Raw genomic sequence first — 24418 nt, forward strand, 5'->3', positions numbered from 1 at the left:
ATTCAGTTCACACGCCGTTTACTATTGTCCGGTGTTGATAGACAGTTGGTCCCAACGAGGGGGCGCACCCGGACAGTCGGACCGTTCGTGGTCGAGTTCTCACCGACTCCTTCTGATCGGCACAGCAGCATTGACCCTGCTGGTCCTGGGCGTGCAGGCGTTCGCGTCGTACAAGGGCTATCTCGGTCCGGTGGAAAGCCTGTTCGGTGACTACTTCCTCGTTCCCCGCTCCGCGACCATGCCTTGGGTGGGCCTCGCTCTCGCGCTCGTCGGACTGAACAACAAAGAACGCATCTACGCGGTATCCGCGGCCGTCGTGATCGACGTGGTCGTCGGCGCGATCCGCTGGTTCTCGGGTGGACCGCTGACGATGGGCACCGGCGGCACCTGGGTGCTGACGGCCATCGCGGTGTACGCGGTGTGGAAGTTGTCCGGTGAGCGTCGACTCAGCGTTCTGCACGGCGTCGCGCTGGGCGCGTTGCTCATCATCGCGGCCAAGGTTGCCGAGACGTGGCTGGAGATCACCATTCTCGTCGGCACCGACGTGTGGGACGAGTACGTGTTCCTCGCCGACCAGGCTCTCGGGAATCCGTCGTGGGTGATGGGCCAGATCGTCGACGCCATGGGCCCCGTCGGTGCAGCAGCCCTCGACTGGATCTACGTCGAACTGCCGGTCGCGGTGATCGTGGTTGCTCTCTATCAAGTACGTAAGGGATGGCCGTCGCATCACCTGCTGCGCACGTTCCTGCTCATCGGGCTGATCGGCCCGATCTTCTACGTCCTGTTCCCGGTGGTCGGCCCGGTGTTCGCCTTCGGTCCGCGTGGGTTCGGATTCCAGATCGGTGACTACTGGCCGAACATCGTGCCCAACTTCGACTTCGCATCACCGTCGTCGCTGCCGTTCGACGACGCCGCACCGCGAAACTGCATGCCGAGCCTGCACACCGCGTGGGCAGTCGCGCTGTTCATCCACTCGCGCAGCGGGCCGTGGTGGATTCGCAGCCTGGGATCGTTCTGGCTCGTTGCGACCCTGACCGCGACGCTCGGTTTCGGATTCCACTACGGCGTCGACCTCATTGCCGGTGCCGTCCTGTGCTTGACCCTCGATGCGGCGCTACGGGATCCGGAGCGAGGCTGGGGGTGGTTCCGAGTGCGTCTGTTGATCGGTGGCTCGGCACTACTCGCGGGATTGTTGCTCTCGTACCGGTTCGCTGCGGTGCAGATGGCCGAGTACCCGGCGATCTTCGGGCCGCTGCTGATGGCTGTCCTGGTTCTGATGTCGGTGGCGTACTTCGCCACCTTCTTCGCCCGCCCCGGCACTGCTCTTGCGGTGTGGGGCGAGCGCGACGGCGAGTGGGATGCCGTTACAGGAGAGAGTCCGGGTCTTCCAGCTCGTTGATCTTCATGAGGTCGTCCTCTTCGCGCTGTTCGCGGTAGGCGACTCGGCCGACGCTGTGCGCGATCACGGGCGCCGTCAGCAGCGTGAAGATGCCCACCAGGACCAACATCCAGATGTCGACGCTCCCACGAAGCAGGAACACGGCGCCCATCAGGACCAAGATCAGTCCGACCACCTGAGGTTTCGTGGCCGCGTGCATACGCCGCAGAGTGTCGGGGAAGCGAACGATTCCCACCGCGGCGGTCAGCGCGAGCAGCGCGCCGAGGAAGATGGAGATGGCCCCGATCGTGTCGAGGATGTTGCCGATCACTGGTCACTCACCCGGAAGCGCGCGACGGACACCGAACCGATGAAGCCGACCAGCGCCAGCGCGACGATCGCGGGAACGATGGTCGTGTCTTTGCTGTACGCGGCCCAGACCGCGAGTCCACACATCGAGACCGCGATGATCGTGTCCAGGGCGACGAGGCGGTCGAGTGAGCTCGGACCGTCGAGCAATCGGAACGTGGTCAGTACGGCGGCGATCAGCAGAATCACTCCGGAAATGATCAAGATTGTGGTGATGAACCCGTTCATGGTTGGTCCTCCTGCCGGGGTGCATCGAATTCGTAGTCGCGCTGGTGCCATGGGCTGGGTTGCCAGTCCGAATCACGTTCGAACGACGCGATGAACAACCGCTCGAGGTCCTCCACCGAGCGGTAGAACGCGCTGACGGCTTTCTGCGAGCCGACGTCGAGCACGTGGACGTAGACGATGCGTCGGTTCTGGTCGATCTCGAGAACCATCGTGCCGGGGATCAGGTTGAGAACGTCGATGCACAGCGTGAGAACCAGGTCGGACTTGATCCCGAGTTGGTACCGCAGAACTCCGGTGACCGGCGGCGGCGACGGACGGATCGCCAGCCACGCGACCTGGATACTCGACTGGATCGCGTAGTACACGATCATCCACAACAGACGCAGAATCGACAGCAGATGTACCCGACCCTCGACCGGTACGCGGGGGAGGGGAAGCAGGACCATGATGATCAGGCCGACGGCGAGTCCGCCGAAGATGTTGCCGAAACTGATGTTGCCCCACAACAGGATCCATACGACCATCAGCCACAGCAGGATCCCGACGCGGAGTACCTGTTCGCGTTTCATCGCGGAGCCTCCTCGGTATTCGGGACGTCGGTGTTCGGGGCCTCGGTATTCGGAACGGCTGCGGGGTCGTCTGCAGCGACGGGAGCTTCGTCGACCGGCACGGGCCGGTGGTTGCCGAGAACCGCGTCGATGTAGATGGACCGGTCCTGCAGATCCTTCGCCGCTCTGTCGCTGATGTCGATGATCCGGCCCGCGAACACCGTCAGTGCCAGACCGACGATGACAAGTCCGACCGTCGGAATCAGCATGAAGAGCGGAATCTTGCCGACATCCTCGCGGTCGACGAACGCGATGTCCTCTTCGGACTCGTCGATCAACGCTGACGGGCTGACGTCGGCGAGGTCACCTTCGGGCGCGTCGGCCCGGGCTCGCCAGAAAGCCTTGGTCCACACGCGGGCGACGGCGTAGAGCGTCAGCAAGCTGGTGATCGTGCCGCCGGCAACGAGGATCCAAGCCAACGCGCTGGCGTCGGCCGCACCGGCCTGAAGGAGCGCGACCTTGCCGATGAAGCCCGAGAACGGCGGGATACCGCCGAGATTCAGCGCCGGGATCAGGAAGACGATCGCGAGGATCGGGCTGGCCGCCGCCAGACCGCCGAGACGGCGCAGCGACGACGACCCGGCTTGTCGTTCGATCAGACCCACGACGAGGAAGAGCGTCGTCTGCACGATGATGTGGTGGGCGACGTAGTAGATCGCGCCGGACAGCCCGGACGTCGTGGACAGTGCGATACCGAAGATCATGTAACCGATATGGCTGACCAGTGTGAACGAGAGCAGACGTTTGATGTCGCTCTGCGCGATGGCACCCATGATGCCGACCACCATCGTGAGCAGGCCGCACACCATCAGTACGTTGTCGAGTTCCCCTTGCGGGAACAGCAGTGAATGCGCGCGGATGATCGCGTACACACCGACCTTGGTGAGCAACCCGGCGAAGACGGCGGTGATCGGTGCGGGCGCGGTCGGATACGAGTCCGGTAGCCACGCAGACAGCGGGAAGACCGCGGCCTTGATGCCGAACGCCACGAGAAGGACAGCGAAGATGGCGGTTCGTGTGCCCGGCGGAATGTTGTCGAAGCGCAGGGCCATGTCGGCCATGTTGAGGGTGCCGGTCGCCGCGTAGGCGAAGGCGATGCCCGCCAGGAAGATCAGCGAGGACACCATCGAGACCATCACGTACGAGACACCGGCCCGGACGCGGTCGGCGCTGGCACCGAGCGTCAGGAGCACGAAACTCGCAGCGAGCAGAACCTCGAATCCGACGTACAGGTTGAAGAGGTCACCGGCGAGGAACGCGTTGGAGATACCGGCGGTCAATGCGAGATAGGTCGGCAGGAAGATCGAGACCGGCTGGGCCTCGCTGCCGTCGCGAATACCCTGACCGATCGCGTAGATCATGACGGCGAGCAACACCACCGACGAGACCACGAGCATCATCGCCGAGAGACGGTCGACCACGAGTGTGATGCCGATGGGGGAGTCCCAGCCGCCGACCTGAACGGCCGTCGTACCGTCGCGGTCGGCGAGGTAGAGCAGCAAGCCCGACACCGCGACGACGCCGACGAGCGCGATCAGTGTGATCACGCGCTGGAAACGAGGACGTCGGCCGACGACCAGCGTCGCAGCAGCGGCCAGCATCGGGATCAAGACGGGCAGGGGCGCAAGGGCTCCCATCAGGTTGTCCGAGATGGTCATGCGCCTCCACCTCCCTCGATCTTGGTCTGGCGAGCGTCTTTGCGCCGCTTCTCGGATTCCTTCTTACGAGCAAGGTCGGTGGCCCAGTCGGGTACCGGTTCGTCCTCGAAGTCGCCGTCGTGGAGGTCGTCGTAGCATTCGATGTCCTCGAGGTTGACCAGTTGTTCGAGGGGAATAGGGTTGCCGTCCTTGTCGAATGCGTCGCCGCCGATGCTCGGGGCACCGGTGACCGGGTCGTCGGAGCGGTCGTGGTCGGGAGCGTCGGCAGGCAGGCGACGCTTGAGAACCTTGGTGTCCTCGGGATCGTCCTCGACGGCGTCGGCGGTGTTGATCTTGTAAGACCGGTACGCCAGTGCCAGAACGAAGCCGGCGATACCCATCGTGATCACGATCGCCGTCAGGATCATGCCCTGGGCGAGCGGATCCGCTATTTCCTCGTGGACCGAATCTCGGCCGACGATGGGCGGATTCCCGTCCGATCCACCGACGGTCAGGATCAAGAGGTTGATGGCGTTGCCGAATAGAAGTAGACCGAGCAGCATCCGAGTGATGCTTCGTTCGATCAGCAGGTAGACACCGGCCGACGTGAGGACGCCGATCAGCATCAGCATTCCGATGTTTGCGCTCATGGTGCTTTCACCTCGATTTCTGCGTCGAGGCGGGCGCCGAGACTTCGGAGTACGTCCAGGACCAGGCCGACCACGATGAGGTAGACGCCCAGGTCGAAGAACAGTGCGGTGACCAGTTTGACGTGGCCGATGAGCGGGAGTGTGAACTCGAAGACGGCGGACGAGAGCGCCGGGGCGCCGAGGAACAGCGACACCAGGGCGGTGCCCGCGGCCAGCGCCAAACCGAGGCCGAGAATCTTGCCCGCGTCGATGGGTACGGCTTCACCGAGTTCGTAGCGTCCGCCGGCGAGGTACCGAAGTACCAGCGCCAGGCCCGCCGTCAGGCCTCCGGCGAAACCGCCACCGGGGGCATTGTGACCGGAGAAGAAGAAGTAGATCGACAACACCATGATGGTCGGGAAGATCAACCTCGTGGTGACCTCGAGAACCAGCGAACGGTGTCGAGGATCGATGAGGTCTCCGCCGCGCAACCACGTCGTGTCCGAGTTGGCAGCTGCCTTGTCGACGATGACGGAGGGGGCGTCCGCGACGCGCGGCGCGATACCGAACCGGCGGTTGCGGAAGACGAGGCTGGCGACGCCTGTCGCAGCTACCAGCAGCACCGAGATCTCACCGAGGGTGTCCCATGCGCGGATGTCGACGAGTAGGACGTTGACGACGTTCTTGCCGTTGCCCAGGTCGTAGGCAGCGTCGGGAAGCAGCTCGTAGATCGGACGAGTGTTTCGGGCATTGGTCGCGAAGGCCGCGATGGTGGTGACGGTGATACCGACGGCGATGGCGAGTGCGGCACGCGGCCACTTGAAGCCGATCGCCTTGCTCTCGTCGACTTCGGCGGGGAACTTCCGGAGAACGAGCACGAAGATCACCAGTGTCAGTGTCTCGACGAGGAACTGGGTCAGCGCGAGGTCGGGTGCGCCGTGCAGCGCGAACAACACGCCGCAGCCGTAGCCGGTGAGTCCGACGAGGATGACGCTGGCGAGTCGGTTGCGCATCAGCGTCGCGGCGATGGCGGCCGAGATCATCATCAGCGCGATAGTGAACTGGATGGGTGAATCCCACATCCGAAGGTCGACTCCGCCGCCATCGGTGTCGATGATCAGCAGGAACAGCGGCACAACGACCAGCGTCGCGAGAATCGTCGACTGTGTGCGAGGGAGCGAACCACGCTGAGTGGCACCGGTCAGGCGCATCGAGATGGTGTCCATGCCGCGCAGGGTCGCGTCGTAGATACGGTCGGCGTTGCCGAGCGGCGGGTGCTCGAAGTGCAGTCGGCTGATCTGACGCTGCGCGATGTAGAGCGCGATGCCGCCGGCGATGACGATGCAGGTGAGCAGCAGCGGAGTGTTGAATCCGTGCCACAGCGCGAGGTGGTAGTCGGCGTGCGGTCCGGGGGCCAGCGTGGTGGAGTACGGCGTCAGCAGCTTCTCGAGCTGGGGCGAGAGAATGCCGGCGGCCAGACCGAGAACAGCGAGCAGGCCTGGCGCGAACAGGAACAGCCAACCCGGCTTGTGCATCTTGCTCACGGCTGGGCTCGGCTTGCTCAGGGTCTTACGTCCGAAGGCGCCCCAGATGAAGCGGACGCTGTAGCCGACGGTGAGGATCGAGCCCAACACGATCACCGTGACGACGGCGATGGACGACCAGTGGCCGAGCGCGTTCGTTTCGAGCACCGATTCGAGTGCGGCTTCCTTGCCGACGAATCCGAGTAGCGGTGGCAGACCGGCCATGCTGGCGGCAGCGAGGCTCGCGATGATCGCGAGAGCGGGTGCCGCTTTACCCAGGTGAGCAAGTTTGCGCAGGTCACGGGTGCCGGTCGTGTGATCGATGATGCCAACGACCATGAAGAGTGCGGCCTTGAACATCGCGTGCGCCACGACCATCGTCATGCCGGCCAGGGCGGCGTCACGCGTGCCGATGCCGACCAGGACCATCATGAAGCCGAGTTGGCTGACCGTTCCGAAGGCGAGGACGAGTTTGAGGTCGTACGCGCGCATGGCTCGCCAACCGGCGAGGATCATCGACAGCAGACCCAAACTGATGATGGTGATGCGCCACGGCGGCGAATCGGCGTACCCGGGAGCCAGGCGCGCGACGAGGTAGATACCGGCCTTGACCATTGCAGCAGCGTGAAGATAACCGCTGACAGGGGTTGGCGCGGCCATTGCACCGGGAAGCCAGAAGTGCAGGGGCACGATTGCCGATTTGGAGAGCGCACCGATCAGGATCAGGACGATCGCGACGGACGGGAGCCACCCCGTCGGCGGGTTCGCGACCAGTTCGGACAGGTTGTAGCTGCCGCCGACCTGGCCGAGGATGATCATGCCGACCAACATCGCCAGACCACCCGCGGTGGTGACCAGCAGTGCCTGGGTCGCGGCGCGGCGGCTGGTGGCGCGTTCGGCGTAGTGACCCACGAGCAGGAACGACAGGACCGTCGTCAGTTCCCAGAACACGTAGAGAAGCAGCATGTTGTCGCTGGTCACTAGCCCGAACATGGCACCCGCGAAGGCGACCATCTCGGCGGCGAAGATACCGAGTCGAGGTTCGTCGTCGGTGAAGTAGCGGGCGCAGTAGACCAGGATGAGCGTGCCGACACCCAGGACGAGCACGGCCATGATGGCCGAGAGCGCGTCGAACCTGAAGTCGATGTCCATCGACAGCCCTGGAACCCAGGTGATGTGCAGCGTCTCGACGGTGCCCCATTTGTCGATGACCCAGCCGAGGCCGGCGAGGGGGACTATCGCGAGGGGGAAGAAGCCGTTTCGCCCTAACCTGCGCACCACAAGCGGAGCCAAGAGGGCGGCAACGGCATGGGCAAGCAAGATAGCGAGCAAAAGGCACTCCGTCGTGTTGTCAGCGGGCGGCGGGGTGTCCGAACAAAATCGAACCTATCGGATTAACGAGACAATTCACCTTGTCGGAGAGGTTGTCTTTGCGTACATATTACCGGGCGTGGCAGTTTCGATGTGCAGCGAGTCGATTCGGACATCATCGGCACTCGCTGATACACGTAGGTTGGACGACGTGAATTCGTCGACACCCACCACGATCATCCGTACCGCTGCCCTTGCACACATTCGTGACCGCAAGCTGATCCAGACCCGCTCCGTGGGCAAGACGGCGTTCTACATGGCCGGCGGAAAGATCGACCCGGGGGAGACGCCCGAGCAGGCACTGCACCGCGAAATTCGGGAGGAACTCGACGTCGATCTGGTCGACGGGACGGTCACGTTCCTCGACGTCTTCGAGGCTCACGCTTTCGGACATTCCGCGGACACGGGCCTGCACATGAGTTGTTATCTGGCGGAGATGGCCGGAGACCCGCACCCGACCAGCGAGATCGCCGAGTTCCGCTACTTCACGCTCGCCGAGTACGCAGCGATGGACGAGGTGGCGCCCGGATCGCTCAAAGTGTTCCATCGCCTGGCGTCGATGGATCTGATCGACTGATCGGCGGAGGAACGGATCGATTGATCCGCCCCAATCGGAGACTCACGTAGGCGCAGACGGCCACGATGATCAGCGCCACGGCGTCGAGTATCAGAATGTCGGTCGAGATTTCGAACGGGCCGACCGTCGTGATGCCGTTGAAGGGCTTGTTCTCGTCGAGCGGCGTGTACGCCGTCCATCCGTAGTCGAACTGCGGATAGACGAGCAGGGCCAGCGCCGTCGGGCCGAAGATGACACCGAGTCCGACGAGTGCTCGCGACGCTCCGGTCCGCGGTGGCTCTCGGTACATCGCGCTGGCGATCGCGTATGTGACGACCGCAGCGGTGAAGGCGACAAGAAGATCGCTGATCGTGAGAACGTCACCGATCTTCGGCGACGGCGACGTGGCGTAGCTGACGATCCCGGCGACCGTGACCGTCAGGAGCAATCCGTAGCCGACGACTCGCGAGGGAGCGATCGCGCCGATCGCTGCCGCGGCGACGATGACGAGTCCGATCACGACGGCGGTGGAGGCGGGGGTTTTCGACCATTCCATGGCTTCGGTTGCGGGACGGTTCGCCGAGACCGCCGCCAGAGTTGCGACGGCAGCGGTACACATCAGCAGGATTCGACTGCCGTCGCCCAGCACCCGCGCGCAGATCACCGTGATCACCAGCGCGACGAGTAGTAGAGGCACCGCCGCCGTGACGGTGGTGATCTCGAACCACCAATTCGCAGCGACCCCGAAGAGAGTGAGCACCGCCGCGATAGTCACCGGTCGAACGGCCATCCGTTCCTTGGGGTGGTCCTTGTCGAAGTCGTGGAACCAGAACGCGGCGACGCAGGCGGCGGCCAAAGCGAGCGCGAGCAGTGTTGCCCCCAACACTGGTGGTTGAAACTGGTTGGTGTTGTCGGCGATGTAGTCCGCGTACCGCCGAGGAATAGCGTCTTCGTCGAGGAGTGAATCCGAGACATGCACGGCAACAATCGTTCCCGCGACGGAAGCGGCTCGGACCCGGGGAGCGGCAGCAACCGTGACCGCGCCGACAGCGACTCCCGCACCCACGGGTGAGAGTGCCTCGAAGTTGTGATCGTAGAGCCCGGGCAGTTCGAGTAGGAGTCCACCGAAGACCGTCATGGCCGCGGTCCGCAAGCGGCAGCGGGCCATCATCGCGGCTGTCCCGACCGCGACGACAGCCAGAACGCCGGCGCCGATCGTCGAGATCGACCAGAACCTGTCGCCCGTCGAAATCGACGTCGACTGGCTGTTCACGAACGGTGCCAAGGCGACGACGGTGACGACGAATGCCGTCACACCACTCAGCGCGACGAGCAGCGTCCTGCGGGCGATGGGCACTGCTCCAAAATAGTCAATCCGGTACCAGTTGCACCGCAATAGCAGGTCTCAGTCCGGTGACGGTGTGTCAGTCGACTGGCTCCGGTTCGATCCGAGATTCCGTGGTGTCGAAGGGTGGATGGGACCGTCGGAGGATCGCTGCACCGCAGAAGCCGATGATCAAGGCGAAGAGGATTGCAGCGCCGACGGTCTGAGGGGTGACGTAGTCGATGGTGATGCCTATTCCGCGTCCGAATAGTCCTCCGTTGGCGCTGACGTGCGCCGGGATGGGAAGTTCCATCAATCGCTGAATGTCTGCCGCTGTCAACTCTGGCGGCGCGGTGAGCTGATCGGTGAGAATGGCGATCGACGAGAAGGTCATTGCGGCAAAGGGAATGGCGAGTCCGAGTGTGGCGTCGACCAGGCTGCCGGGAGCCAGGGCACCGAACAGCAATCCGGCGGCGAGACCCAGCGAGGCGATCTTCAGTGCGATTGACCAGACACCGTGCGTGGAGTCGAAGGGCAGTAGTTCTGACAGCGGTACCGCAACGAGAACGGCGATGGGAACGAGGTTTGGCACCTGCTTGTGCAGTCGCAATCCGACGGCGACCGGCAGGGCTGCGAAAAGCACCAGTACCCAGGGGGACTTCAGGTCTCCCCAGTGGCCGGAACCCTTCGCGATGTCGACGAACAGCGGAGCCGACGCAGCGGCCAGAGCGGTTGCGGCCCAGAGGAACTTGCCACCAGCACCGGAGGTGTCGCCGAGACGGTAGGCGGCGATCCATGTCAACGCGAGCGCAGCGCCCGCTGCCAAGACCATGACGATCCAGGCAGTTGCCTCGGACGCGTACTGCTGGCGATCGATCACGGCGCCGAGCACTCGATGCCCGATCGCCAGCGCGGCGATCACCACGAGCGCGATGCGGATTTCGCCCGCGTCGGGCTTGCGGATCCGGAAGCCGGATTGCGCGGTCACTGCACAGGCGATTGCTGCTGCGGCCGTGGCGCCGATCAGCCACCACGACGGCTCACCTACCGAAGACGTACTCATTCGGCCCGTCCCGCCGGCGAACGTGCGAACCGCGAGGAAGGCGGCAAGCACGCCGAGGAGGGTGGCGTTCTTCGTGGCGGTGCGATCCCAACTGACGGCAACCACACAACCCAGAATCGCGCCGGCTGCAACACTTTTGACGATGATCACGGCGATCAGCAGGTCCAGTGACGCAACCTCGGGCACGACTGTCCGAATGATCGCGATGACGGCGACCCCGACGGTGATCGCGATCCAGGCTGCCCGACGGGAGCCGCGACGCTGTGAGAGTGCGCAGGCAAGTACGGCAACCACGGCGCCGAGCCCGACAGCAGTCGGTCCACTGCTGATCCAGCGATCTACTTCCGACGGGGAGGCCACGATGGCCCAGTCACGGACAACCGGATTGGTCAGGGCCAGCGCCGCGAGTATCCCGGACAGGAGCGCAGCGACGGTGGTGAGGATCGCTCGAAGATCGAGTGGCATCGGGCCAACCTATCGCGGCGCCGCGACATCGGTCGTGGGCGGCGTGAGTGCCGGAAACCAGATGTCGGTGAGAACGTCTGCTGCGACGTCCGCGCCCGCGGTGATCGCGCCCTGTTCCGCCCAGCGAATGAAGAAGCGCTCGACCTGTGTCAGCAGGAGTTCGACCCGGAGTTTCGCCTCGTCGTGTCGGCTCTGCGGCCAACGGGCGAGGTACGACGGCATCGCGTTGGGCAGTGCAGAGATGCCTTCGCGGGCCAGTGTGCGGAACTCGGGTTCGAGGACCATGGCCTCGTCCCACGCCCGCATCATGTGGTGGTGATCGCGGCACCAGTCGAGAGCGCGGTTGATCCAGCCGGCGAATTCTTCGCGCGAACCGGAATCGAGTACGTGGTCGAGATCCTGGAATATGGCGAGGGTGCTGGATACGACGGTGTTCGAGCCGAGCGCCTTGAGGATGTCGATCTTTCCGGGAAAGTGCAGGTAGAAGGTGGCTCGGCTGCAACCGACCCGGCCGGCGATGTCCTCGACGGTGACAGCCGCGTATCCGCGTTCGGTGAAGAGCGCGCCGGCGGCATCCACGAGGTCTGCGCGGGTTCGCTGCTTCTGCTTCTCTCGCAGCGTCAGTCTGCCGGAGGTATCTGTCATTACCAGGATCCTAGTGCCGCGGGGGCTCTCACGGGTCAGTTGCACGAGACTCTCCGTCTTTCACTTGACAGTCCGTTAGTGAAAGCTACTCTGTGGTGTAGCGCACATTCGACCGATCAGAGGACGCCATGACCATCTCGGACACAACACGCACGCCTGACCTGCCGGCCGGATTCGACGTCACCGATCCTGCTGTCCTCGGGGAGCGGATCCCTTTCGAGGAATTCGCCGAACTGCGTCGCAACGCACCCGTGTGGTGGTGTGAGCAGCCGCCGACGGTCGGTGGATTCCAGGACGAGGGCTACTGGGTGGTCTCGCGTCACGCTGACGTCAAAGAGGTCAGCCAGCGCAGCGATGTGTTCTCGAGCTGGGAGAACACCGCGATCGCGCGTTTCGCCGACGACATGCCACGTGAGGCCGTCGAGATGCTCCGGCATCTTCTGCTCAACAAGGATGCACCGGAGCACACCAAGCTCCGCAAGCTGATTTCGAAGCTGTTCACGCCTCGCGCGATCAACGGCATGCGCGACGAATTGGACCGTCGTGCACGGAGCATCGTCGACACCGCTGTGAGCGAAGGCCCGGGCGACTTCGTGACGCAGGTTGCCAGCGAGCTGCCGCTCCAAGCGATCGCGGATCTGATCGGTGTACCGCAGGACGATCGGGACAAGCTGTTCAAGTGGTCCAACGAGATGATGGGCTACGACGACCCGGAATATCAGGGTGATCCGGCAGTCGCGTCCACCGAGGTCCTCGGATACGCGTACCAAATGGCAGACGCGCGTCGTACCTGCCCGGCAGACGACATCGTCACCACTCTGGTCCAGGCCGACATCGACGGCGACTCCTTGAGCCCGGAGGAGTTCGGGTTCTTCGTGCTCATCCTGGCGGTCGCAGGGAACGAGACCACTCGCAACGCCATCACGCACGGAATGATCGCGTTCCTGGACAACCCCGAGCAGTGGGAGCTGTACAAGAAGGAACGTCCCAAGACGACGGCCGACGAGATCGTCCGTTGGGCGACACCCGTCACCGCCTTCCAGCGCACCGCGCTCGCGGACACGGAATTGGCAGGAGTGTCGATCAAGAAGGGGCAGCGCGTGGTGATGCTGTACAGCTCCGCGAACTTCGACGAGGACGTCTTCGAGAACCCGATGACGTTCGACATCACTCGTAACCCCAATCCGCACTTGGGCTTCGGCGGAACGGGCGCGCACTTCTGCATCGGTGCCAACCTCGCTCGTATGGAGATCGACTTGATGTTCAACGCGATCGCCGACAACGTCCCGGACATCACCAAGATCGGTGATCCGCGCCGTCTGCGCTCGGGTTGGATCAACGGCATCAAGGAGTTCCAGGTCGATTACAAGAGCACAGGCTGCCCGGTCGCTCACTAGAGTCGGTAGGTGAGAGGTACACCCCACGATCTCGAGGAGCCACCGCATGACTTCGATCAACGACAAGGCAACTGCTCTATTGGCGTTGCACCAGCCAGGTAATCCGGTCATTCTCCCGACGGTGTGGGACGCGTGGTCGGCGAATCTTGCGGTGGCTGCCGGTTTTGCAGCCCTGACGGTAGGCAGTCATCCGGTTTCCGATTCCATCGGCAAGCCGGACAACGAGGGCATCACCTTCGATGAACTTCTGCACCGGATCAAGCAGATCACCGGTGCGGTCGACGCCCCGATCTCGGTGGACATCGAGGGTGGTTACGGGCTCGAGCCGGCAGTTCTCATCGACGGGTTGATCGATGCCGGCGCTGTCGGACTCAACATCGAGGACACCGTTCACAGTGAAGGCGGACGCTTGCGCGAGGCGCAGGAGCACGCCGACTTCGTGGGTGGGCTTCGTCAGGCCGCCGACGCAGCCGGAGTTCACGTTGTCGTCAACGCGCGCACCGACCTGTTCGTGAAGCAGGTCGGTGACGAGTCCGATCGCGTCGATCGCGCCATCGCACGCCTCAAGCTGGCGGCCGACGCCGGCGCCGACGTTCTCTACCCCGTCGGGCGGCATGACGACGCGACCCAGCGCCGCCTGACGTCCGAGCTCCCACTTCCGATCAATGCGATCGGAATCCCGGACCAGGACGACCCGGCAAGTTTCGGTCCGCTCGGAGTGGCACGTGTGAGCTTCGGTCCGTTCTTCCAGATGGCATTGGCCAACCGTGCGAACGAGATCTTGGGACGCTGGAAGTAAGAATGCAGACACTGATGTCGCCCGGCCCGCTTCTCGACGATCGCGGACATTTGGTCGAGACGGGTTGGGCCCCATCGGAGATTCGCAAGTATCGACGCTCTGCGATCACCGCTCCCAAGTTCCGGATCAAGGAGTGGGACTACTACTGCGTTCTCACTGCGGATTACGGCATCGCGTTGACCGTCGCCGACAACGGGTACATGGGCTTGCTCGGAGTCTCCTGGCTCGATTTCCGAACACCACACGAGATCACCGAAAACGTGATGCTGCCGTTCCCGATGGGAAGGCTCGGTCTGCCCGAAAGCGCGGACGACGGTGATGTGGTGGTGTCGAAAGGTAAAGCTCGCTTCGAGTTTCGCCATGTGGACGGTGGGCGCCACCTGATTGTCGACTACCCGGCTTTCGACGGTGGGCGAGGCCTTCATGCCGATTTGTTCCTGGCGAGTCCTGCCGATGACCGGATGGTGATCGCCACACCGTTTCCGAAGGCGTCCCGTTCGTTTTACTACAACCAGAAGATCAACTGCCTGCCCGCTGCCGGGACCGTGCGAATCGGGAGCGACGACTTCACATTTCGCTCGGAGGACTCGTTCGGCGTTCTCGATTGGGGCAGGGGAGTCTGGACTTACGACAACACCTGGTACTGGGGTTCTGCATCCGGACTGGTGAACGGCGAGCGGTTCGGATTCAACATCGGGTACGGCTTCGGCGATACTACGGCGGCCAGCGAGAACATCGTGTTTGTCGGAGGGCGGGCACACAAACTGGACAGGATCGACTTCGGCATCCCGCAGGGAACGTACGACGGCGCTCCGTGGAACTTCTCGAGCAACGATGGTCGCTTCGAGATGACTTTCGAGCCGATCATCGACCGTGCCGCGACTTTCGACGTCGGGGTGCTGCGTTCGATTCAGCATCAGGTGTTCGGAAAGTTCTCCGGCACAGTAATCCTCGACGACGGTACCTCCGTGGTGGTTCGAGATCTCCTCGGATTTGCCGAGGAGGTTCGGAACCGCTGGTAGGCCGTACGTCTCCGCGAAGATGGCGGAACGCAGCATGAGCACCGGGGCATGATCGTGCCCCGGTGCTCGCGTCTCGAGTTGTTTCACTTCAGGCTGCTGTCGGTGGGCTGTTCCCGCCGATCGGCTGCTGATACGGATCGATCGACATCGGTGGATAGAACACCGATTTGCGATCCGGCCCGATCTCCACCCGCCACTCGGTGTGGTGCATCGTCCGATGATGATGACCGCACAACAAGATCAGATTGTCGAGATCTGTTGGGCCACCATCGTTCCAGTGAACAATATGATGAGCATCGCACCACCCCGACGGTGTCCCGCATCCCGGAAACGCACACCCACCATCACGAACCGCCAACGCCCGCCTCTGCGGCACCGTCGCTGTTCTCGCTTCCTTACCGCACTCGAGCGGAACACCATTCTCATCCAACAAAATCCGCGTCACGGTGCAGTCGCACGCCAACATCCGCGCGGTATCGATACTGATCGGACCTACCCAATCCGTCCACGCAAACCCGAGTTCATCGGTCGACGGCAGCAAGTCCTTCAACGCTTGCAGATCCGTCATGTCTTTCGCGCTGGCGGTGACCGTGATGTGCGGTTTCACCCCGCCCTCGATCGGGCCCAACCCCGCCCGCTCATACCGGCGCAACAACTCACAAAACCCGTCCGCACGCCGCAGCGCCGGCGTGCGGGCGTCCTTGACGCCGTCCTTCTCCGGCGTCGGCGCAGACAGGCTCGACAACAACGTGATCAACCGGGCCCCGTTCACAGCATCTAGGTCGCCCTTCACAGTTACTCTGCCGTACAGGCCTTTCGAGGCGTAGAACTCGTTACGTTCGGAATCTTCCCCGACCGGAACACCGTCGCGTTTGCCGTACTGCTTCTCGATCCGGCGGATCGCCGCCCGCACCGCATCACAATCAGCAATATTCTGCGACGCCAGGCCAAGCAGGATCCCGCGAGCCTTGTCCACATCCGCCAGGGTCATGTTCTTCGGCGGATGCTGACAAAACGACGCCACCTGCCGCGCCTTCAACGCATCCACATCACCGCGGTGAAACACATCCGCCACAACAGGTTCGAGCATCAACAACCGCGCCAACCCGACCAGCAGACTGCACTCACCGATCTCCAAATTCGTCGAACCATGCAACCACTGCGCGATCGCCCGAAAACCCTTCCCCCCGAGAACCTCACGGGAAAACATTTCCACGATCAACAACACCATCCGCGACTGCAACTCGTGCCGGGCACGCGCCAGATCGAGAACCTCACTCTTGAGGTCCTCACCATCCAGCTGCCACGCTTCCCGACTGTCCATGCTAAAAGTCTAATCGAACAAAGTTTCGAGCACAAGACTTGAATCTCGAAAACTGTTCCTATGCAATAATTTTCGACAATTCCGATTTTTGGGACTTTTCGGATCTTCATTCGATTTGCGGCAGGCAATCTCGACTGCCTCATTGCATGGACTCTGCTGACGCCGAGCACTCGGCATACATTCCGGCTTCATGTTGACGTGGACGAGGGCACTTGGACGCGTGGCCGCGCATGGGCTCTGTCGATTGCATTGGTTGCCTTGCCGTACTACCGCGACACGAACGAGCAGATCACGGCCTGGGCGAAACATGCGATCGCTCAGGTCGTTGACGACATCCGCACTGAACCCTGAGACCACCTGCGCCGTCTCCGGTTTCGCAACAATCCTTGGAACTCGAGCAGAGAAGGTTATCGGCCTTTGTCCACGGCGTTCGGCGACCGATCAGCCGATCGCGCTCAGGTCCCCGTACACCGTCCGGCCCTCCAGGACGGTGGCGAGCACCGTGATGTCGGCCAGCTCGGCCGGCTCGACGTCGAGGGTATTTGCCGACAGCACAACCAAATCCGCGTAGGCACCGGGAAAGATGGACCCGATGTGATCTTCGCTGAACAGCTGCCACGCGGCGTTGACCGTGTGGGCGCGCACTGCGGCATCCACGGGGATCCGTTCCTGGGGTGCCACGACGCGGCCGCTGGGCGAAAGTCTGGTGACGGCGTCCTGCATATTCCGTAGCGGATTGGCGGGGGTGACGGGACCGTCGTTGTGGAAGGTGAACCGTTGCCCGGCCGCGAGTGCAGATCCTGCTGCGGCCCAGACGGATCCGTATTCGGGGCCGAACAGGTCATCCACCAGAACGTCACCCCAGTAGTGCAAGTGGTCGATGAAGATGCTGACCGTGACGCCCAGTTCCGCTGCGCGGGCGAACTGATCCGGACGCATCGCGCCGACATGTTCGAGGCGCAACCGGTGATCGGGCCGGGGGTGCTCCTTCAGAAGCTGCTCCCACGCGTCGAGAACCATGGTGATCGCGTCGTCGCCGTGGGCGTGGCACGCCATCTGCCACCCCTTGGCGAAGTAAGCGGAACTGATGTCGTGGATCTGTTCGCCGGTGTAGTTGGCATGCCCGTGCGTGCAGGCGATCCCGAGCGCACGGGTGGCTTCGGTATCGAGATACGGGAAACTGGTGGCGATGTTGCCGACCCACGGCGAACCGTCGGACCAGACCTTGATGCCGATCTGGCGCACCAGGTCGTTTCCGTCGCCCGGCGACGCCTCGGTAGTGCGTGCGTCGTTGGACATTTCGTAGAGCCGCAGGCGGGTGGTGAGCAGTCCGGCGTCGGCTATTGCGGCCAGGGCGGGCCGCATCTTGGGGTCGAACGACAATTCGGCGATGGTGGTGATTCCGGCGGCGTTCAGTCGGGCGCATTCGGCCGCCACCAGTGCGGGGAAGTCGTCACCGATAGTGACTGCGTGGCCCGCGACTGCGAACACCGCAGGCATTTCGTACGCGGCTCCGTCGAGTGCGCCCGTCGCGTCGTGGCCGTACGATCCGCCGATCGGATCGGGGGTATCGCGGGTGATGCCGGCCTGCACTGCTGCCGCCGTGTTGAAATACGCGACGTGTCCCGAGTTGTGCATGATCACGAGGGGGTACTCCGGCGCTACGGAGTCCAGCCAGTCGATGGTCGGGTCGGGTAGGCCCTTCTGCAGCAACGGGTCCCAACCGTTCAGAGAAGCGCCGGCAGCACCTCGCGAACGAACAGTGTCGACGACGGCAGCAACTACGGCGTCCGCCTCGGCGATCGTGACAGGCCGGATGTCGACGACGTCAGGCCCGAGCACGATGGCTTCTTCCAAAGGGTGACCGTGTGGCTCGATGAACCCCGGCAGAACAGTGGCACCTCCGACGTCGACGACGCGGGTATCCGGCCCCACCAGTTCCTCGACGTCCGTGCGCGCGCCGACGGCTGTGATCCGGCCGCCCGTCACGGCGAGCGCCTGGGCGCGTGGTGCTTCCTCGTGCATGGTCACGATGTCGCCGTACAGAACCAGATCAGCAGCCATGGTCAGTCCTTATCGGTTGTCCGCGTACGCCTGTAGGTGTGCCACCTGCTCGGGATCGAGTGAGGGACGTACCTTCTCACGGGCGGTTGCCACGTCCGCGGCCGTCACGTCGGCCGCGTCCATGCTCCGACGCATGGCGGCGAGTGCAGCCTCACGCAGGAGAGCCGAGCAGTCTGCTGCCGAGTATCCCTCGAGATCGACGGCCAGAATGTCCAAATCGACATCTTCGGCGAGCGGTACCGACTTGCCGGAAGCACGCAGAATCGCTTTGCGGGCCTCCGCATCCGGCGGCGGTACGAATACGAGACGTTCGAGTCTGCCGGGGCGCAGGAGAGCCGGGTCGATCAGATCCGGTCGATTGGTGGCGCCCAACACCACGACGTCGCGTAGCGGTTCGACGCCGTCGAGTTCGGTCAGCAACGCGGCTACGACGCGATCCGACACCCCGGAGTCGGAACTTTGACCACGACGCGGGGCAAGGGCGTCGATTTCGTCGAGGAAGATCAACGAGGGCGCCGAATCGCGTGCGCGCTGGAACAACTCGCGTACGGCCTTTTCGGAGGCGCCGACCCACTTGTCCATCAGCTCCGCACCTTTGACGGCGTGGACGCTGAGGTGACCTGAGCTGGCAAGGGCACGAACGAGATACGTCTTACCGCAGCCGGGAGGGCCGTAGAGGAGCACGCCGCGGGGTGGGTCGACACCGAGGCGTGCGAAGGAGTCGGGGTGCTGTAGCGGCCACAGCACCGCTTCGGTGAGGGCCTGTTTGGTTTCGACCATGTCGCCGACGTCGTCGAGGGTGACGCTGCCGATCGACAGTTCTTCGGTACTCGAACGAGACAGTGGCCGAATCACTTCGAGGGCACCGACAAGATCTTCCTGCGTGATCTCCGGAGAATCACCGGATTTGGACGCCCGCGTCGCCGCTCGCAAGGCAGCTTCACGGCAGAGCGCCGCGAGGTCGGCGACCACGAATCCCGGTGCGCGCGAGGCGATGGCGTCGAGTTCGAGGGTTCCGGTGGGCACGCGGCGGAGCAGGAGTTCGAGCAACGCCTTGCGGGTTGCGCCGTCCGGCAGGGTAAGTGCGAGTTCTCGATCGCAGAGATCCTGGCCGCGAAGGCGCGCGTCGACGGTCTCCGGATGGGCGGAGGTCGCGACGAATGCCACGCCCGGGGTTGCGACGGCGCTGCGCAGTTGTTCGAGGATCAGTGCGGATACCGGTTCCGCGGTGGCCGGAAGCAGAGCGTCGATGTCACTGATCAGCAGTACACCACCGCCGCGCACGGCAGCAACGGCGTCGACGATTCGCTGCAGGCGGGTATTCGCCTCGGTGGCACCGACTCCCGGGCCGTCGAGTTCGACCAGTTTGCGCGAGGACAGGACCGAGCGGGCCAACGTGGCTTTGCCTACGCCGGCGGGGCCCGTGATGAGGACGCCGAGGTGCGGTGAGGCGCCGAGCGTACGGAGCAGTTCTGGTTCGTCGAGTGCCAGGCCGAGCCACTCGGTCAGCTTGGCTGCCTGCGCTTGCGCGCCGGCGAGGTGATCCAGCGGAACCGACGGTGCAGGCTCGATCGCGACGGCGGCCGGACTGGAAACAAGCGCACTCGGTGTCAGTGTGCCCGCCGAGCCGGAACCCCAGTTGACTGCCGAATTCGGCTGGACGCTGACCGGACCACCGGCAGGTTCGACGGCCGTGACGGTGAGCAGTTCGGATGTCCACGCGACGCCGAAGGTACGGGAAAGCGCTTGGGTGGCTTCGGAAGTGCTCGTACCCGGACCGAGATCGCGGGGGAGGAGCGAGACCGTGTCGCCGACGCTGACGACCTTGCCCAGAAGAGCTTGTCGCAGAACCGTCGAGCTGATCGAATTTGTCGCCATGGACGAGCCGGTGACGGAGACGGATCGCGCTCCGTACACCGTCACCGGACCGACCACGACGGAAGAGTTCTCGGTCAGGCCGACGTTCGACATGGTGACGTCGTCGAGAAGGATCGTGCCTGCCGGGGTTCCGGTGGGTGCACGGCCCGCGACGGTCGCGGTGCCGCGGGCTCCCATGAGTGCGATGGCATCCCATTCGCGGATGCCCAACGCCGCCAACGCTTCGGGGTGCAAGCGCACGACCCCGCGGCGTAGGTCGGCGGCAGAGGTGTTGAGTCGAACTGTGAGGGCGAGTTCCGGCGAAGTCACCTCTCGAGAGTACGTCGTGGACTAGCGGGGTCGCCGCAATCCGAGACGAGCGGCCGAGCGGCGGCCACCGACGTTGGGTTGGCGTCGGATCGCGCGGCGTTCGGAAGGCTTGATGTCCCAGGTTTCGGGACGTGCTGCCACCCACCGCTTCGAGTGCACGGCAAACGGGATGTGCACCAGGTAGATCGCGATGAGAACGATCAGCAGGATGTACGGGTAGGTGATGAGTGCGGCTGCAGCCAACGTCACCAGGACGAGCAGGCCGGCCGCCATGTGCGGCGGCACGGATACCGACTTCATCGCCAGCGTCGGGATGCGGCTGACGATCAGTGCAGCCGAGAAGAGCGTCCACACGATGACGACGAAGTGCGAAGACCACCAGCCGTCACCCCACTGAGCCGTCGCGGCCAGGGGAGTGAGGGCGATGAGTGCGCCGGCCGGAGCCGGAACGCCGACGAAGTACTCACGTGCGTACGCGGGGACGTCGTCGTCGTCGAGCAGAGTGTTGAAACGTGCGAGTCGCAACACGATGCTGACCGCGTAGATCAACGCGATGATCCAGCCGATGCTGGTGCCGTCCAGCAAGGTCACGTACAGGACCAGGGCCGGGGCGACGCCGAAGGAGATGGAGTCGGCCAGTGAGTCGAGTTCGGCGCCGATCTTGCTGGTGGCGTCGAGCAGTCGCGCGATGCGGCCGTCGAGTGAATCGAGGACGGCAGCTGCGCCGATCATCGCGAGCGAGGTACCGGGTTGTCCGTCGAGAGCGAATTTGACGGCGGACAGCCCGGCGCACAGCGCCAGGATGGTGATGACGGACGGCAGCAACCGCACCGCCTGGGTGCGTTTGGGCATCTTCGCGCCGGGTTGGGCTGCTCCCGGCTTCTTCACGGCTGACTTCATCTTCGGCGTCTTCACGGCAGTTGCGCGATAACTGTTTCAGCACCGATCGTGCGTTGTCCCGGCTCGACCAGGAGTGTGGTTCCGGCGGGGAAATAGGTGTCGACGCGTGAGCCGAAACGGATCAGTCCGTACGTGTCGCCGATCGGCAGGACGTCACCGACACCGGCGTAGCAGACGATGCGGCGTGCAAGCAGTCCCGCGATCTGGACAACCGCAACGTCGTGACCATCGGCGGTTTCGATCAGCATGCTGTTGCGCTCGTTGACCTCGCTGGCGTCGGCGAGATCTGCGGAGAGGAACTTGCCTGCCTGGTGAACGACCTCTTTGACCGTTCCACCGACAGGGCTGCGCTGGACATGCACGTCGAGAACCGACAGGAAGATGCTGACGCGCGGGCGCGGCTCGCTTCCGAGATTGAGCTCGGCGGGCGGAACGGCGTTGTCGACCAACGCCACCTCGCCGTCGGCGGGTGCGACGACGACGCCGATGCGGTTGGGCGGCACCCGGTGCGGGTGACGGAAGAACGTGGCGCATGCGGCGGCGGTGGTCAGACCGGCTCGGCGCACCCACTTACGGTTGCGGCCCAGAGCTGCAACTCCCAGCGGGGCCAGCACGAACGGCAGGCCGGCGGGATGAAGTGGCGGAATCGCATGGCGAACCAGATCGACGATATGTCCGATCCCGGTGGGTTGCGGGGTTCCGGGGGGTGTGGGTCGGCGTGCCACAGGCTCCTCTAACTACTCGGTAGGTCTTCTGCTGGTCGCACTGACAGTACGGGGCGGTAGAGCATCCATAGATTACGTGAACGCCTTCTCTCCTACAGGCTGTAGTGGCATCAAGTACGAGTAGTACCCGACACAGTCGCCGGTGCGTATCGCCAGCGGGAGCGTCGCACCGCTTACTCGGATCACCAGTTGCCGCCCCGGTTGGGCTGCGGCGGCGTCGCGCAGTCGCTGCCGGTCGACCAGTACTCGGAACTTCTCACGGGGATCTGTTCCGCCCGGATCCACCCGGGCACCACCGTCTTCGCCGACGCTGACGACGGCACTGTCCTCGGTGCCGTTGAGCAGGGCAGCAAGGTGGTCGCCGCTCAGTTCGACGGCGTTGTGGTGCTCGCGCAGGATTCGGTGATCAGGGAACTCTCCGTCCTCGATCAGGGGACTGGACACCTCACCTCCCGGATACGACGCAGTCACCGTGCGCGCGGAGAAAGTCAACGTCACGACGCCGGCGACGTCGCGTAACAATCGCGCGAAGGTGACGGGAACGACAGCGGACACCGTCAGAGCGGAGTGAACTTTCACCTCGGCGACCGCGAGCCGGAACTGATCAGTGGTGACAAACGCAGCGACGCCGTCGTGAATGTCGAGGTGGACGCCGCGAAGTATCGGGAACTCCGATTCCTCGTTCACTGCGAACAGCACGGCGTCGAGTGCGCGTCGTAGATCCCACGAGTCGATGTCCACGCCGCCGGAGGCAGGTAGCGAATCGATCAGCCGGTGAATTCGCCCCAGTTCGGCGCGGGCGTCGGCGAGACCGTCCTCGAGGTTGCGCAGATGGGCGTCCAGGCACGAATGCGGTTCCGGCCCGGTCAGGACGGCCATCATGTCGCGGATCGGAACACCGACGCGTCGCATACCGGCGATCATGCGGGCGTCGCGGAGCTGATCGTCGGTGTACCAGCGGTAACCGGTGTGCGGATCGACGGAATGCGGGACGAGCACGCCTTCCTTGTCGTAGAACCGCAGCGCGCTGATCGGGAGCGCCGACGCCCTGGACATCTCGCCGATCGTCAAGAGGGCGGAACTAGTGGTCACGGATCAATTCTGCCCGCAGTCGCTCGATAGCGCCCCTGATCATCCGGCCGTAACCGTCGTCGGCGAGTGTGCCGACCGACGCCTCGGCCTTCGTCAGATGCTCGACGGCCTCGGTGTCGCGTCCGAGTTTGCGGTAGTCGGCAGCCAGGTTGAGGTGCAGCGATGGATAGAAACCGGCGACCTGCAGCGATGCGTGGTGTTCCTGGGCTCGCGCGTCGGTCAACGAATCGGCAGCGTCGAGGGCGCGCAGGTCCCAGCAGAGCTCCTGAGCCGGGTCGTCTTGAACGTCGGCCATGTAGTGCGCGAGGGAGACGATGTGGAGCGCATCGGGGGCGGCGCTGATCTCTTCCCACATCTTCTCGAACGCAGAGCGAGCCCCGGCTCGATTGCCGGAGCTCGCCAATTCTTGTGCCTGCGCTATCTGTGTCATCACGGGATCCATGGAACGGATCCTGATGCCTCGACCAGGTCGAGGGTCAAGCAGAGGTGCGTGCAGCCGCCTCGGCCTCGCTCTTCACACGCTTCAAGGTGGCATTCATGCCTTCGACGAGCTCGACCTCGAAGTCGGCGTTTCCGCCCAGGACGGTCTTGACGAGGAACTGCGAGACCTTCGACGTTCCGGTGGGAGCCTCGCGACGCTCGGTCACTTTGGTGCCGGTAGCGGTCGGCTCGAGTTCGTAGGACCAGATCGTGCGGTTCTCCGCGATGCGGAACGCCACCGACTTGTTGGGCTCGAAGCGAACGACCTTCGACGACGTCGGCCAGACCAGCAGGCCCTTGCGGTTGACGTTGATCGTCTTGGCGCCCTCACGCACGGTCCCGCCGATTACCTTCATCACCTTGCACTGGGGGCTCCATTCGCCCATGCGCTGCAGGTCGGCGACGATTGCCCACACGTCCTGCGGTGATGCGTCGATGTCGATGCTTGCTTCGAGGGTGTTGGACACAGTCTCTCCAGTCGAGTTGATGCTACGTAAAGTTACAAACACTTTTGTCGATCGTAAGCGATCCGTCAATGGACCATGTGTGTCAGGTCACTGTACGGCCGTCCAACAGGGTCGTGCGGGAACACGCGCGGTGGTAGCGGACAATGGTTCGCGCACGTATGACGA

The 24418-nt window shown here is 63.8% G+C and carries 23 protein-coding genes; 6 read left to right on the forward strand and 17 right to left on the reverse strand.

From position 1 onward, the window contains the following. Positions 1-31: 31 nt before the first annotated feature. Positions 32-1399 carry a phosphatase PAP2 family protein gene (locus BH682_RS07460; RefSeq protein ID WP_047268848.1) on the forward strand — a complete coding sequence of 456 codons (1368 nt, stop codon included), beginning with the start codon at positions 32-34 and terminating at the stop codon, positions 1397-1399. On the opposite strand, the gene mnhG is transcribed toward BH682_RS07460, so the two are convergent. The 6 genes from mnhG to BH682_RS07490 are packed head-to-tail and all read right to left on the reverse strand — an operon-like array spanning position 1365 to position 7704. Then, the gene (mnhG, locus tag BH682_RS07465; RefSeq protein ID WP_003945045.1) at positions 1365-1709 is read right to left on the reverse strand and encodes a monovalent cation/H(+) antiporter subunit G; all 345 of its coding nucleotides are present in this window, start codon (positions 1707-1709) and stop codon (positions 1365-1367) included. The genes BH682_RS07460 and mnhG overlap by 35 nt on opposite strands. Continuing rightward, positions 1706-1975, reverse strand: a complete 270-nt coding sequence (locus BH682_RS07470; RefSeq protein WP_003945061.1) for a monovalent cation/H+ antiporter complex subunit F — start codon at positions 1973-1975, stop codon at positions 1706-1708. Before BH682_RS07470 ends, mnhG begins: the two co-directional genes overlap by 4 nt. Continuing rightward, a complete protein-coding gene (locus BH682_RS07475) occupies positions 1972-2544 on the reverse strand; it encodes a Na+/H+ antiporter subunit E (RefSeq protein ID WP_003945063.1) in 573 nt (190 codons plus the stop codon). Before BH682_RS07475 ends, BH682_RS07470 begins: the two co-directional genes overlap by 4 nt. Continuing rightward, the gene (locus BH682_RS07480; protein WP_003945059.1) at positions 2541-4241 is read right to left on the reverse strand and encodes a Na+/H+ antiporter subunit D; all 1701 of its coding nucleotides are present in this window, start codon (positions 4239-4241) and stop codon (positions 2541-2543) included. The genes BH682_RS07475 and BH682_RS07480 overlap by 4 nt, the downstream gene beginning before the upstream one ends. Continuing rightward, positions 4238-4870 carry a Na(+)/H(+) antiporter subunit C gene (locus BH682_RS07485; protein WP_075832572.1) on the reverse strand — a complete coding sequence of 211 codons (633 nt, stop codon included), beginning with the start codon at positions 4868-4870 and terminating at the stop codon, positions 4238-4240. Before BH682_RS07485 ends, BH682_RS07480 begins: the two co-directional genes overlap by 4 nt. Then, positions 4867-7704, reverse strand: a complete 2838-nt coding sequence (locus tag BH682_RS07490) for a Na+/H+ antiporter subunit A (protein WP_047268846.1) — start codon at positions 7702-7704, stop codon at positions 4867-4869. The genes BH682_RS07485 and BH682_RS07490 overlap by 4 nt, the downstream gene beginning before the upstream one ends. Before the next feature lie 190 nt (positions 7705-7894). Here BH682_RS07490 and BH682_RS07495 point away from each other — a divergent pair, with 190 nt between their 5' ends. Continuing rightward, the gene (locus BH682_RS07495) at positions 7895-8320 is read left to right on the forward strand and encodes an NUDIX hydrolase (RefSeq protein WP_007730102.1); all 426 of its coding nucleotides are present in this window, start codon (positions 7895-7897) and stop codon (positions 8318-8320) included. Here BH682_RS07495 and BH682_RS07500 read toward each other — a convergent pair. From BH682_RS07500 to BH682_RS07515, 3 genes are all read right to left on the reverse strand, one after another. Then, positions 8277-9656 (reverse strand): hypothetical protein, encoded by a 1380-nt coding sequence (locus BH682_RS07500; RefSeq protein WP_223304380.1) that lies wholly within the window; start codon positions 9654-9656, stop codon positions 8277-8279. The two genes, BH682_RS07495 and BH682_RS07500, sit on opposite strands and share 44 nt — an antisense overlap. Before the next feature lie 67 nt (positions 9657-9723). Continuing rightward, the gene (locus BH682_RS07510; RefSeq protein ID WP_075832576.1) at positions 9724-11151 is read right to left on the reverse strand and encodes a hypothetical protein; all 1428 of its coding nucleotides are present in this window, start codon (positions 11149-11151) and stop codon (positions 9724-9726) included. A gap of 9 nt (positions 11152-11160) precedes the next feature. Next, the gene (locus BH682_RS07515; RefSeq protein WP_042926208.1) at positions 11161-11796 is read right to left on the reverse strand and encodes a TetR/AcrR family transcriptional regulator; all 636 of its coding nucleotides are present in this window, start codon (positions 11794-11796) and stop codon (positions 11161-11163) included. A gap of 128 nt (positions 11797-11924) precedes the next feature. On the opposite strand from BH682_RS07515, the gene BH682_RS07520 reads away from it, so the two are divergent. Genes BH682_RS07520 through BH682_RS07530 form a run of 3 tightly spaced genes read left to right on the forward strand, consistent with a single transcriptional unit; the run spans position 11925 to position 15014 of the window. Continuing rightward, the gene (locus tag BH682_RS07520) at positions 11925-13193 is read left to right on the forward strand and encodes a cytochrome P450 (RefSeq protein WP_075832578.1); all 1269 of its coding nucleotides are present in this window, start codon (positions 11925-11927) and stop codon (positions 13191-13193) included. Between the two features lie 46 nt (positions 13194-13239). Further along, entirely contained in the window at positions 13240-13992 is a 753-nt protein-coding gene (locus BH682_RS07525) for an isocitrate lyase/PEP mutase family protein (RefSeq protein WP_007730096.1), read from the forward strand. A 2-nt stretch (positions 13993-13994) separates the two neighbouring features. Further along, the gene (locus BH682_RS07530; protein WP_029254792.1) at positions 13995-15014 is read left to right on the forward strand and encodes a DUF2804 domain-containing protein; all 1020 of its coding nucleotides are present in this window, start codon (positions 13995-13997) and stop codon (positions 15012-15014) included. Positions 15015-15102: 88 nt separating this feature from the next. Here the strand turns inward: BH682_RS07530 and BH682_RS07535 are convergent, their stop codons facing one another. After that, complete coding sequence (locus BH682_RS07535) at positions 15103-16338, reverse strand: HNH endonuclease signature motif containing protein (RefSeq protein ID WP_075832580.1); 1236 nt, start codon at positions 16336-16338, stop codon at positions 15103-15105. Between the two features lie 198 nt (positions 16339-16536). Between BH682_RS07535 and BH682_RS07540 the strand changes: the two genes are divergently transcribed. Beyond that, positions 16537-16689 carry a hypothetical protein gene (locus BH682_RS07540; RefSeq protein ID WP_047268844.1) on the forward strand — a complete coding sequence of 51 codons (153 nt, stop codon included), beginning with the start codon at positions 16537-16539 and terminating at the stop codon, positions 16687-16689. A gap of 90 nt (positions 16690-16779) precedes the next feature. Here the strand turns inward: BH682_RS07540 and BH682_RS07545 are convergent, their stop codons facing one another. The 7 genes from BH682_RS07545 to BH682_RS07575 all read right to left on the reverse strand — a co-directional run bounded on the left by BH682_RS07545 (position 16780) and on the right by BH682_RS07575 (position 24253). Then, the gene (locus BH682_RS07545) at positions 16780-18402 is read right to left on the reverse strand and encodes an amidohydrolase (protein WP_075832582.1); all 1623 of its coding nucleotides are present in this window, start codon (positions 18400-18402) and stop codon (positions 16780-16782) included. A 9-nt stretch (positions 18403-18411) separates the two neighbouring features. Beyond that, entirely contained in the window at positions 18412-20589 is a 2178-nt protein-coding gene (locus BH682_RS07550; RefSeq protein WP_075832584.1) for an AAA family ATPase, read from the reverse strand. Positions 20590-20610: 21 nt separating this feature from the next. After that, positions 20611-21441, reverse strand: coding sequence for a CDP-alcohol phosphatidyltransferase family protein (locus BH682_RS07555; protein ID WP_029254795.1), 831 nt, complete (start codon positions 21439-21441; stop codon positions 20611-20613). 59 nt (positions 21442-21500) lie between these two features. Then, entirely contained in the window at positions 21501-22214 is a 714-nt protein-coding gene (locus BH682_RS07560; RefSeq protein WP_003941540.1) for a phosphatidylserine decarboxylase, read from the reverse strand. A 72-nt stretch (positions 22215-22286) separates the two neighbouring features. Continuing rightward, positions 22287-23306 (reverse strand): DNA polymerase III subunit beta family protein, encoded by a 1020-nt coding sequence (locus BH682_RS07565; protein ID WP_070160505.1) that lies wholly within the window; start codon positions 23304-23306, stop codon positions 22287-22289. Then, positions 23296-23748, reverse strand: coding sequence for a hypothetical protein (locus BH682_RS07570; protein ID WP_075832586.1), 453 nt, complete (start codon positions 23746-23748; stop codon positions 23296-23298). The genes BH682_RS07565 and BH682_RS07570 overlap by 11 nt, the downstream gene beginning before the upstream one ends. 34 nt (positions 23749-23782) lie before the next feature. Then, positions 23783-24253, reverse strand: a complete 471-nt coding sequence (locus BH682_RS07575) for an SRPBCC family protein (RefSeq protein WP_003941500.1) — start codon at positions 24251-24253, stop codon at positions 23783-23785. Positions 24254-24418 lie beyond the last annotated feature (165 nt).

The organism is Rhodococcus sp. YL-1, from assembly GCF_001942025.1.
Taxonomy (GTDB): Bacteria; Actinomycetota; Actinomycetes; order Mycobacteriales; family Mycobacteriaceae; genus Rhodococcus_F; species Rhodococcus_F qingshengii.